Genomic DNA, 624 nt, shown 5'->3' on the forward strand with positions numbered 1-624 from the left:
CTGAATCACCTGAATCACCATTATTATACTCTTCTACAACATATATGTCAAGTATTTTCCCAATGTTTACCCAATATTTATCTAAAATTATGATTCGGATAACTCCCCCTAGTCTGGTCAAAGTGGAAATTGGCCTAAAACAGATTTTTATGGTGGAATTTAGTGTGAGACGTTTGAGTTAGAAATGAGCCCTACTATGACAAAACATAAATACCTGACCCTTTCAGACCCTCATGAATTCTCTAGGCTGGAGATTTTGGCTCTATAATATTTGTAGTAGGAAAATCCCCTATGGATATTATGGAGCCTATTTTGTTGTAGAAAAAAGTCCCGTATCATCTATAATGAAAAGCAACCAAACCATCATTAGAAAGAATCATATGGAACAATTACATTTTATCACAAAACTACTCGATATCAAAGATCCTAATGCCCAAATTATGGATATCATTAATAGAAGGAAATCATTGCTAAACTGGATTATGAGGCTCCATCTTGCCCAATTTGATTCAGAAGAAGTTCATCATCGCTTAGAGGACTGTATTTGCCCTGACTGTCAGGGAGATCTAAAAGAGATTGGAGCAACCCTTCAAGGACAAGAATTAGTCTTTATTCCTGCGCAAT

At 35.7% G+C, this 624-nt stretch carries 1 protein-coding gene and 1 pseudogene; both read left to right on the forward strand.

The genetic code is table 11. The features are described 5' to 3' along the window. Window positions 1-182: hypothetical protein (locus HT736_RS11475; RefSeq protein WP_205380673.1), on the forward strand; the 182-nt coding region annotated here is incomplete at its 5' end. A 198-nt stretch (window positions 183-380) separates the two neighbouring features. After that, window positions 381-502: pseudogene (locus tag HT736_RS10130) on the forward strand (ISL3 family transposase); the annotation flags it as partial. Between the last annotated feature and the right edge of the window lie 122 nt (window positions 503-624).

The organism is Streptococcus sp. 339, from assembly GCF_013277285.1.
GTDB lineage: Bacteria > Bacillota > Bacilli > Lactobacillales > Streptococcaceae > Streptococcus > Streptococcus pseudopneumoniae.